This window comes from Sulfolobus sp. B1 (assembly GCF_007050195.1).
Lineage (GTDB): Archaea > Thermoproteota > Thermoprotei_A > Sulfolobales > Sulfolobaceae > Saccharolobus.
Window position 1 is genome coordinate 1 of the sequence record NZ_QIMI01000057.1, and the last position, 10,608, is coordinate 10,608.

General features: G+C 34.4%; 9 protein-coding genes. 5 read left to right on the forward strand and 4 right to left on the reverse strand.

Annotation, left to right across the window (positions count from 1 at the left end):
- Window positions 1-471: 471 nt before the first annotated feature.
- The 4 genes from DMP16_RS05370 to DMP16_RS05385 all read right to left on the reverse strand — a co-directional run bounded on the left by DMP16_RS05370 (window position 472) and on the right by DMP16_RS05385 (window position 2,796).
- Window positions 472-1,719 carry a PIN domain-containing protein gene (locus DMP16_RS05370; protein ID WP_069284410.1) on the reverse strand — a complete coding sequence of 416 codons (1,248 nt, stop codon included), beginning with the start codon at window positions 1,717-1,719 and terminating at the stop codon, window positions 472-474.
- A 42-nt stretch (window positions 1,720-1,761) separates the two neighbouring features.
- A complete protein-coding gene (locus DMP16_RS05375; protein ID WP_143576952.1) occupies window positions 1,762-2,061 on the reverse strand; it encodes a hypothetical protein in 300 nt (99 codons plus the stop codon).
- A 1-nt stretch (window position 2,062) separates the two neighbouring features.
- Window positions 2,063-2,401, reverse strand: coding sequence for a hypothetical protein (locus DMP16_RS05380; RefSeq protein ID WP_069284412.1), 339 nt, complete (start codon window positions 2,399-2,401; stop codon window positions 2,063-2,065).
- 74 nt (window positions 2,402-2,475) lie between these two features.
- Window positions 2,476-2,796 (reverse strand): hypothetical protein, encoded by a 321-nt coding sequence (locus DMP16_RS05385; protein WP_185957820.1) that lies wholly within the window; start codon window positions 2,794-2,796, stop codon window positions 2,476-2,478.
- Window positions 2,797-3,819: 1,023 nt separating this feature from the next.
- Here DMP16_RS05385 and DMP16_RS05390 point away from each other — a divergent pair.
- The 5 genes from DMP16_RS05390 to DMP16_RS05405 all read left to right on the forward strand — a co-directional run bounded on the left by DMP16_RS05390 (window position 3,820) and on the right by DMP16_RS05405 (window position 9,869).
- Complete coding sequence (locus DMP16_RS05390) at window positions 3,820-5,292, forward strand: hypothetical protein (RefSeq protein ID WP_069284415.1); 1,473 nt, start codon at window positions 3,820-3,822, stop codon at window positions 5,290-5,292.
- Window positions 5,293-5,302: 10 nt separating this feature from the next.
- Window positions 5,303-6,106, forward strand: coding sequence for a hypothetical protein (locus DMP16_RS05395; RefSeq protein WP_143576954.1), 804 nt, complete (start codon window positions 5,303-5,305; stop codon window positions 6,104-6,106).
- A 385-nt stretch (window positions 6,107-6,491) separates the two neighbouring features.
- Window positions 6,492-6,638, forward strand: coding sequence for a hypothetical protein (locus tag DMP16_RS10945; protein WP_156770096.1), 147 nt, complete (start codon window positions 6,492-6,494; stop codon window positions 6,636-6,638).
- A 311-nt stretch (window positions 6,639-6,949) separates the two neighbouring features.
- The gene (locus DMP16_RS05400) at window positions 6,950-8,650 is read left to right on the forward strand and encodes an AAA family ATPase (protein ID WP_069284417.1); all 1,701 of its coding nucleotides are present in this window, start codon (window positions 6,950-6,952) and stop codon (window positions 8,648-8,650) included.
- A 7-nt stretch (window positions 8,651-8,657) separates the two neighbouring features.
- Window positions 8,658-9,869 carry a hypothetical protein gene (locus DMP16_RS05405; RefSeq protein WP_069284418.1) on the forward strand — a complete coding sequence of 404 codons (1,212 nt, stop codon included), beginning with the start codon at window positions 8,658-8,660 and terminating at the stop codon, window positions 9,867-9,869.
- The last annotated feature ends 739 nt before the right edge of the window (window positions 9,870-10,608 follow it).

The window sequence follows — 10,608 nt, forward strand, 5'->3', positions numbered from 1 at the left end:
TAGAAAAGGTTCAAGAGTTTACCGATAAAGATAAAGGAGAGGGTTTTTACTAAGCTCTCTGACCTCCTTCTCGCCCTAAAGGGCGAGGCTTGTCCCTCTTTCTATCATAGCTTATTCACTATTAAAAGTCTTTGGCTCAACATTTAGCGTTATGGGGATTAGATGTCTCAACGGTCTGTTTAATCATAACTTCATCTCTCATAATCGGTGCTAAAGTGCTTAAATATCTGTTATAAACACATGCTTATCTAAAGGGAAGTTTACAAAGTGATGAAAGCTAGTCTTTAGGAGAAGGTCAATAGAAGTACTTAACAAACTACACAACATTAAGGTAGCTTACAAAAGTTTCTAAGTGAAAATTATCGACTATACATTATATAGAAAATTTTTTATTTAAATAATAGATAAAATTATTAAAAATGATCTCTTTGTAAAATAATAGCACATCCTTAAAATTTTTAGTTCACATCACTATTTAAGAAATTGTTCCTCTAGCTCAAGTAAATATGCATAATTCGTATGATCTTTAACTTTTGCCTTAGGATCGATTACCTTTTGATTTAATATCTCTCCCATTGACTTATTATTCACTTTTATCTCAATTCTCTTCCTAAAAATGCTTAAACAGTGGAGAAACTCACCAATCCCATCTAAATTTCCATCTGTTAATTTATCCAAGAATATAACGTCTACCCCTCTACTCTTAGCTGAATTAGCTACGCCTTGATCTGCCGTTATTAACGTAACGTGGTCCAATTCACCCTTCAATTTCTTAGTCTCATTTACAAATTCTACATCTCCTACATTATTACTTTCCGTAGCTAAGGGAGGAGCATGTAAGGATCTAAAGGTGTATGAAGCTAATTGAAATATTACTTGTTTTTCTCCCTTCTGAGTACTTTTAGCATAATTATCAATTTCATTGAATATAGTTCTCGTTGGCAATAGCCTTCTGCCATACTCTCTATCATAAATTAAATTACTTATTCTCGTACCTAATTTGATATATACGTTTGTATCAGCAACGAAGAAAGAACCTTGTCTTGCTTTTTTTACTATGTCTTCCTCTTCCTTATATCTTAGCAAACCAGCCCGCGTAGCACACAATAGAACTTCATTCTCTCCCCTTTTGTACGCCTCACTCTCCTTCACGTATTCTCTTAGGTCATTAACTTCGATACCGTCTATAACTATCTTAACTTCACCTAAAAGGGAGTAAATGTTTATTAACGCTCTTATTGAATCATCTGAAAGATCATAAGTATCTTTACCTTTTTTCACATCTATGGGATTAAATGGCACTTGAGTACCTTGCCTTACATCTATTACTTTTACTTGATCAAACGGTATATATCCAAATACCTTATACCCTTGACTTTCATTCTTTATGTAGACATACCTAACTTCATTAGCCTTAGAGTATGCATAAACTGAAATCGCCATATATTTTCTTCCAGGCGTAATATCAGCTATATCAACATCTAAATTTGATACGTAATTTCTCCACTTCTCCACCCCCTCTCCTACGACTTCGCTTTTAACTTTGACCTCTTTGCCAAACAATGAGAGCATTTGACTTATTAATGGGATCTTCTGTTGATTTTTAGAATCCTCTGATAAGATGTAAATCTCATCTGGCAATATCCCGGTAAACACTTCAGTTAGAATAGCATTAGTTGGAGTAACCAACTTATCTGATCCTAAAACAGCAAGTCTCACAATATATATAATTTGTCAGTCTATTTATATATCTATGCTACTTCATCTTGAGGTTTTGCCAGTATATAAAATACCCTTCTCCTTAAAACAGTTCTGAATTATATACTTGACCTTATCTTCTTTAAATCCAATACATGACGTTTCTATAACTTTCTCATACCTGGGATCAAACACTATTTTACACGTTAACTTGTAATTTATCGAGTTCAATATTATCTCCACTATTATACCAATATTTACCTTAGCCTCAAATAATATCCTTAACCTATCAACTTCTATATAGTATTGTCCAGAGTTATTCATCCCTATCTGATCGCATATTAGCAATCTTTTAATGTCCAAATCACTCACCAGCTTCAACTAAAACAGTCAATTGTTCTTCACATTTTATCCCCTTATTCTTAAATAATGGGTTTAACCTATTCTCGACTTCTTTTGCTATACACTCAATATACTTCTCCATTCCTTCTGGGACCTCAATTAACTTATAATAGTATATTTTACCAGACAAAAAAGGTGGAGGAACATAAGCTCCTAACGTTGAGTTACTTCCTATATAATCTACATAGAGAACCCTAGCTTGAGTCCTAATTATTAACACTAAGTTTCTCTCTAAAGCCAATTTACCCTTAACTTGAGATGGGAATACTTCAATACCCTCAATCCTCACCTTTATAAGCATTATCCGAACATCTCCTTTTGGATCCTAGCGTAGTAATACAAGTCTACTATTTGGATCAGACATAACGCCATTATCTAGATTATAAAGATTAGAATATCAAATGGTGGTTTAAAATATAGCCAGTACGCAGAGTATATAATTATGGCTAAGACGGATTTAGATATTCCGTAATATTCAGCGTACTTCAAGCTCATGCTTATCATACCTAATATTAACGCATTAAACACACCTGAAATTAGTGGGACAGCTGTCAATATTGCCTTAACGTCCGGATTAGATATTGGTAAAGGTTTGATCAAGAGTAATGTAAATAATGATAAGGAAAGTATAACGTTTACCGAATATAATACAGATGAGGAAATGAGGACGATCCTATTTAAGGATCTTAAATCCATAAATCTCCCAAAAATATTATATAGAAAAAGTAGGTAATAAATTTTGTCATTTAAATCTTAATAGATATGTTTATACACCATATTAACTGATATAAGCATTATGTTTAAAGAGATATTTCATCTAATTTTAAAAATATATAACAATACTCCTACTATTTTAACTTGACTTCCTCAAGGCTCTCATCACTTTGAAAAAATAGTAGAGCACGTGGCTTTCTAGACGTTATAAGAGCTATCTGTTCAATCGATTGTTGAGTTAATTCTTGAGATCTGGCAAAGGAACAGTAAACTTCGCCTTTCAAGGCAGGGGGTTAATATTTCCAGTGAAGAACGCGGAGGGAAAGATAGTGAGAATCCCCCTCCTCAATACTAGTCTCGAGAAAGGTGGAGTGAGGTAAAAGGGTAAATTTGGATGAAGAACCAGTTTTCGCTGGGCGAGTGAATGTTAAAGATGCTAGCTATGAAGAGAAAAGATTAAACATAAACTTATGAACTGCCCTAAGGGAACCCTCTGCCTTTAGAGGAGGTAAGTTTCTTGTTAATTATCAACATTATAACCCCCAAGAAAAGAATTATTAAAAATCAAAAAATTTAGTTGACTGAAATATATCTGTTTTAAGCAATTTGGAAACTTATTTAGTGTTTTTCATAAATGTATATGCAAACCTCACAAATTAGATTTGAGATAGGTCTAGCTTTTTCATAACACAGTTTCATAATTGTTGAGAACTTTCACCCACTCTCTCATTCATATAAGAAATTATGTAAATAACGTAACGATCAATAAGTGAATCACACTTTACTTTATCATAATACGATATAATCCTATTTAAAAATCTTAAGTCAAAAATTAGGCAAATCTAAAGCGTTTTCTCTCTCGTTATGCTCAGTTATAACATTTATATAACATCGTACGAATCTTTTTAACATGAGAGCTCAATTAGAAAAACCCATTCAACGTTTAAAATACAAGAAGACTAACTTTGCTAGTAGGGACGTGTTTTTTACTAGAGGGTTAGATTAATGGACGTATTTTTCATACCCCCTTTAGATAATGATACTTCCCTCTTCTTAGAAATAAAATTGGATGAGGAAATACCAGAAGGGGAATATGAGATAAGAATACACGATGGTAGGTTAGAGAGGTTAAGGGCTAAGGTGAAAGTCCTTCAACCGACTAAGGTGATAAGGATTAATAAGGCTGATGAAATCATTGAATTCCCATCTATCTTAAGTGAGGAATGGAACTTAACGTTATTCCTTAAGGGGAGGGGTTTAGAGAAATCTCATGAATTTCAGGTTAAAATTAATACTTCCTTTAATTCCTTTTCGTTCAGATCGGAAATTCATAAGCATTATAACATAATTTCTAAAATAGAGAGACAATATGGACAGTTAGACCATAACTCTGCCTTAGCTTTAGCTTTTATATTAGACAACGGATTCTCAGAAGTCTTCCTATATAAAGATAAGAAATATGAGAAGTTAAACCTTCATATTGCGAGGAGTAACTGGGATGATGAATTCATTAGATTAATAAAATACGTAAAGGATAGCCAAACATATCTAGTATTCTTATTGGACGACCTATATGACGATCAAGGTAAGAATGAGTTCAGTGAGGGGATATTTACGCAATCATTATTACCCCCAGATGAGGCTTTGAGAAAGGTAGGAGTCATTAGCTCTTTAACAGGTTACCCAATGTTATATAACTACGTCTCTAACGTAATAAGACAATTTAAGGTTAAGCTGTTAGGCATTATTGGTAAAAGCGATGAAAGAGATTACTTACTGTTCGCTAAGATCTTACCTATCATATACAAGCGTAAGTTCAAGCTACCAAAATTTCTAATCCATAAGAGGAGTATGATTAAAGAAATTAACGTTGATAAGGCAATAGACCTATCCTTAACTCAAGGAGACGTAGTAATAAAACTTCATAACGAGGACCCTGAAAAATATTTAGACAAAGTAAAGGTAAACGCACTGAAGTGCTTCACGCTCACTCTTAACCCTTCACGTAATATTAGCTTTCCAGTAATTAGGAAAGATATTTCATCAGATGACCTATTGACTATAGTAAACTCAATTGACGGAGAGTATACCTTTGATTTTTTGGGTACACATTCCCACTTCTTAAAAGTAAACAAGGGTTTGATAGTATTCTCTCCAAAGTATAGATGTAAACATTTAATTTTCAATTACACTGGAGTTTACAATAGTCAACATAGTAATAAGATCGCAACATATCTAGGAGTAGCTAGCGGGAATAGGACAAGTGAGAACTTAGAGATCCCATCATATCTATTTAGGCAGGAGCATATTTTGGGAATAATCCACTTAATGAAGAATGGCTTCGTTGAGTTGTTCCACGTTTCGAGATCGTATCCTCATAAAAGAGTTTTAATAAGGGCGCTAGAGGAAGTTAAATTGCCGTTTGAGGCGTGGGTAGAGAGTCAAGCCGTTTACACTGATAGATGGTCCCTAATTTGAGGTGACCTTTTTGAATCTGGCCATAGACGACATTGAAGAGATAGAAGAAATATATGAAGTATTAGAGAAATTAACTAATAGTCTCAAAAAGCTAAGTTGGGTTGAGGAATATAAGGCTAGCCTAGGTTTCACACTTAAAAATAATAATATTAACGTTAAGATAAAGAAGAGGGATGCTGAACTCTCCCTACCCTTAGATCTCATAGATAAAGCTGAGAGCATTTTTAGGGAAATTATGGGTTTTGAAGTTAACCTGGTGATTAACGACAATCCTTTACTAATACATAGGGTTGTCGACAATTTCGCCAAGAATTTCAAATATATTGAGATAAACCATAATAGTATAGGCTTAGGAAGTAACGATAGGGCTCATTTCATCCTCGTTAACTGTTTCGACCAGATGGACATTTTACGTGATATCTTGACTACTAAGTTGTGGTTCAGTAAAGCCTTTTTGGACTGCAGTCACATCAGCAACGATCTTTTGAGTTTTATTATTAGGAGTAAAGTTTACTTCAGGGAGTTGAAGGTGAATAGTGATGGTGTACTAATTTACTTTAACTCTTTCGAGGAACAGACATATGATAAAGAGTTTAAGGTAGTCTTTTCCCCTCCCTCTTCATTTAATGGAGAATTCCTTTATGGCTTACTTAAGAGAGAGATCAGAGTACCTAAAGTGGAGTTGGTCGCCATCGATCATCAACTGAGCAAAGAAAATGGGGAGTTAATACCTAATTTAGAAAATCCCCAAGGCTATAAGAAGCTGTGCATATACTTTATAGAAGGTAAGAGATATCTGACTTACAACTGTTAAGCAATCTAAAAATTGCTGAGTGGGGAAATCAACTCTATTAACATAATTAAATAGATGACCAAAAATTTTTCTTCTGTAAAGAAAAAATCTATTTTATACTAAAAGCTGTTTTCCACATTATGTGTTAATTGTGGTCATAGGAATGATAGAATTTTAACCATTAACCTTCTTAATTCTTCTCGACTTCTCCTCAAACAAGAATCAATGAGGAGAACCCTATAAGGGTAAGGTCAAGTAATTTTTATCTCTCTTTTCCTTTAAATTATATAAGACATTTACACTAATTTTCTTAATAATTTAATGGACTGGTTGGTCGGAGGATATAAATGAGGTTAGGGGAAGGAAAAGATTTGAGAGAGCAGTAAAGGTCTTTAGAGATCTTAGCTTGCTTGAAGGGGATTACATAATCTTAGAGTTACCGGTGATTGGTGAAATAGCCTCAACCAAAGCGTTACTAGAAAAAGGTTCTAATGTTAAGCTAATAATAACGGATTTTGAAGTATTAGAAAAGGCTAAGCAATTCTCTGAATAGATCTTAGGTTACGAGGTTAGGACAACTAATGTGATGGAGGCTCATAAGCTTAACTGTTAAAAAATGTTAATGTGCAGAAATTCTCTTCCACTTTTCAACTTAAAGTATGATAAGGATCTTAGCTTCTTTCTAGTTAATCTTAAGTTATGTAAGATCTTTTTCAGAGAAGTTTCGCTGTTCAAGTACGGAGAATATAGGGGAGTAATTATGTTTAAAGGGCGCAGAAGGACAATAAGGTCAAGAGGTTGTTTTAGGAGTACAAGAAAAGTGGTGAAAACTTATTAGGGTGTGAGAGTAATACCTATACAAAAATGTATGGAAAGTGGTTAAACACTAGAAAAGCAATAGGTTTTGATCTTGACAGCTACGAAGATGAGAATATTCAAAAGATAATAGATTTCATAAAGAAAGCAGTGGAAAAAAAGAACTTTTACCTATGCTTCTTCGAAGGCGGTATAGAACATTGGATCAATTCAATAAAGTATTCCCTAGAAGGAGAGATCGGATATACCTTATGGGGAGATCCAGGGGAAAACAAGGGACAAGATGAGATGACAGGTTTTAGTTTTGCCACTCTAGTAAACAAGTATCGTGAGGGTCACATAAAAATAGAAAATGGAGCTGTGAAATTAGCCCCTGATATTCATCCATTGATTGGCGTATTTTACGCCACTAAAAAAGACTCTGGCGAAAAGTCTGGAGTCCTCGGCTTTGGTATAGTAACTGATATTGATTTTGACGTCTACAGAAACTTTAAGGGATGGAAAGAGGATAATGATAAGCTATGGTTAGTTAGGTTTAGGATCAAAGTTCTCTACTTGAATGACTCAATACGAAATAATTTAGGTAACCCCGATAAGTGGAGTGGTGATAATATAGAGGGATTTGCCGGGTTCCGTACAAATCAATGCTTTGATGTGAATAAGAATAATAGTATCGTAAATGTATTAATGCCTTATATTCAAGATAAATTAGATCAAGGAGTTAGGACTACGTTAGAGTTATACCGTTCTCCACAAGATAATAAGACTAAAACGACTCAATTACAAGTACTAGAGTGTAAGGAAAATGGCTTTAAACCAGACTATAACTCGCTCTATCTCAATATAGATAAATACTCTGACATTAGTAATCCATTAGACTTTATCAAAACGGCTATGAGTGTGGGAAACGTATTATTTGTAGGACCCCCTGGCACTGGTAAAACGACTTTAGCTACTTACTTAGTGAGAGAACTGGTCGGGGATAATAAGGAATGTTACACTGTAACCACTGCAAATTCGTTGTGGTTTAGGAGACACGTGATAGGCGGAGAAAGTCTGTATGAGAAGGGAGTGATATGGAGGAGTGGGCTATTCATACGGGCTTACAACAAGGCAAGTAAGATAACCGGAGACGGCTTATACTTTGTTGTCATAGATGAGATTAACAGAGCTGATGTTGATAAGGCTTTTGGGGAATTATTTACAATGTTTTCCAGCTTTAACCCTGACGAGTGGAAGATACCTTCATCACTAATAGATGAGATAAAGAGTTATGGATCATCAATTGATGGTGAGGCTGGTGAATTCTTAGAAAACTACAAAAATAATGGGGATTCACCATTACGGAAGATAAGGATTATAGCTACAATGAACCTTGTTGACGTTAAGAACTTATTCTATTTGGGAGAGGCTATCTTGAGGAGGTTTACAATATTTAATTTTGGATATCCAAATGAAGCTGAGGACGTGGAGAAATTTGCTGAAAACCTTGATCAAAATGAAAAGAAAGATATAACTGACATAGTTAAAAAGTTAAGGAAAGAGTTTAATAATGATGGGGAGCTGAGTACTGAGGGAATAACTTTTAACATTTCTCCAGCTTCCGTAAGAAAGGCGTTACTCTTATACTCCAAATTACCAAAAGATAAACGCAACGTTGACACCTTCATTTGGCTACTGAGATCTTCATTAGGTACGATCGATAGTAGGATTATCGATAAGTTTGATGAGATAATCAGAAGGAGGTAAGGCCAACTTGACGGAGAGGGATAAGGCATTACTGAATAAAATATCAGCATTTTACTTACAATATACCGGCGTAATAAGGCTAAATGAACTTTTAGGAATCCAAAAGGTAGATATAGAAATAGAGAAAGTAAATAAGAACGTCTTGAATTATATTAGGCTTTATGTAGCATATATAGCAGTAAAGGAGGTCTTGGAGTCAGCAAAAGAAGCATTGAAAGACAAATTAACGTATAGGGAGTTAAGCGTAGAATATGCTAATCAAGTCTTAGGACAGTTAGACGTTGATAGGACAATTTTAGTCTTACCTCAGAAGTTATATTCATACTACACTTATAGGGAAGGGATGAATGCGCCAGAATATAGGGTGTTTGGAACAATCTTGAGATCAGTATATGAAATGGCGACAAGGCTTTTAAAAGGGTATGAGATTATTAATACAGACCTCCCAGAATACTTCAACTTCATCGACAACTTTTGGACATCCCTAAACGAGCTAAAAGAAAAATACTTTAAACTATTCCCCGGAGGTTACTTCAGAGGGCCAATCTACACGGACCCACAGTGGTTGATAAGAGCTTATAAAGCGTATGAAGTGTTAAAGAAAAGGATAGAGATAGGCACTAGACCAGCTGAGATTAAAGAGAAAGAAGAGCTAGTATTGAAGTTGAAGTTCCTACTCTGGAGGCTATACGAAATTTACGTATTCTATTTACTAGCATCACTGCTCGAATCAGAAGGTTATAAAATTTCCAAGAGAGGGGAAAAATACGAAGCAACTAAGGATTCGAGGACATTATACTTTTACTTCAACTCAAGCCTTGAAGCGTCAAAACTAAGATCGGTAGATAATATAGTTAATGTGAAAAGGTTTAGGGGAAAACCCGATGTATCATTATCTAATAACTACTTAATACTTTTTGAGTGTAAGTACTCGAGTGAGCCTAGTTATATAACTCTAGGTAGGTTTAAGATAATGGCGTATACTTATGAGTATGACCCTACTACAGCAATTTTAGTATATCCCGGATTAGGAGAGGATAACGAATATTATGACGAGGAAGAGTTGGCAACAAGCGAGTTAGATAAAGTCGTTGAAAAGGAGGGATTTATAGAATTTCAATATAATGGTAAAAAGCTGTACATGATGAAGATTGACCCCATTGATAGTGACTACATCAATAGGGAGAGGTTAAAAAGAGTCTTAGAGAATTTAGTCTAGTACAATTCTTTCACCTAACACTCCCTCATATATACTTTAAACTATCTAACATGATACTCAAAAAAGTAAGGGGATTGGAGGTAATATTTCCAGATGAGAAGACAATGGAAAAAATCCTAAGAAAGGCTAATGTAAAAGAGGAAGAAATTAAGGAATGGGAAATAAAATAGGAATGAATAATAACCTCTATATGTCCTCAAGCTCATACATACAATCACAAAAATATAATTACACTGGAAATGAATATCGTGCCAAAGGTTTAATTCATTCATAAGAGGATAACGAAAAGGTGGGAAGCATCACCTTTTAAAACAAACGTGAACAACAATTTTTATTATATGCAAAATTTTTTTTGATAAAGGCATCTAATCTTGAATTTGAACAACAATTCCGCTCTTGGTATAGTGTTATGATCAAGAAGCTATAAACTCTGGTTAAAGTCCCAATTCAAACTTCTACGTAATTGAGCGTTTCTAAGCTTACTACCTTTGTTACTCTCTTATAAAGAAAGTTCAATTTATATCAAAATAACTAAATCGTTGTCCACACTCGTTTGCCAGAGTAGATTACATTATTTTCATCAGACTACTGAAAATAGAGACGACTTGTGTCATACAACATTGTACACCTAAGTTAAGAGCCAGAAAGAAGTTTGACTTGTACATATGCTCAGTATATACTTTGAGGGGTTTGGGTTTCATCGGATCTCATATATATCAACCCTTGGGCTTCACGGGAG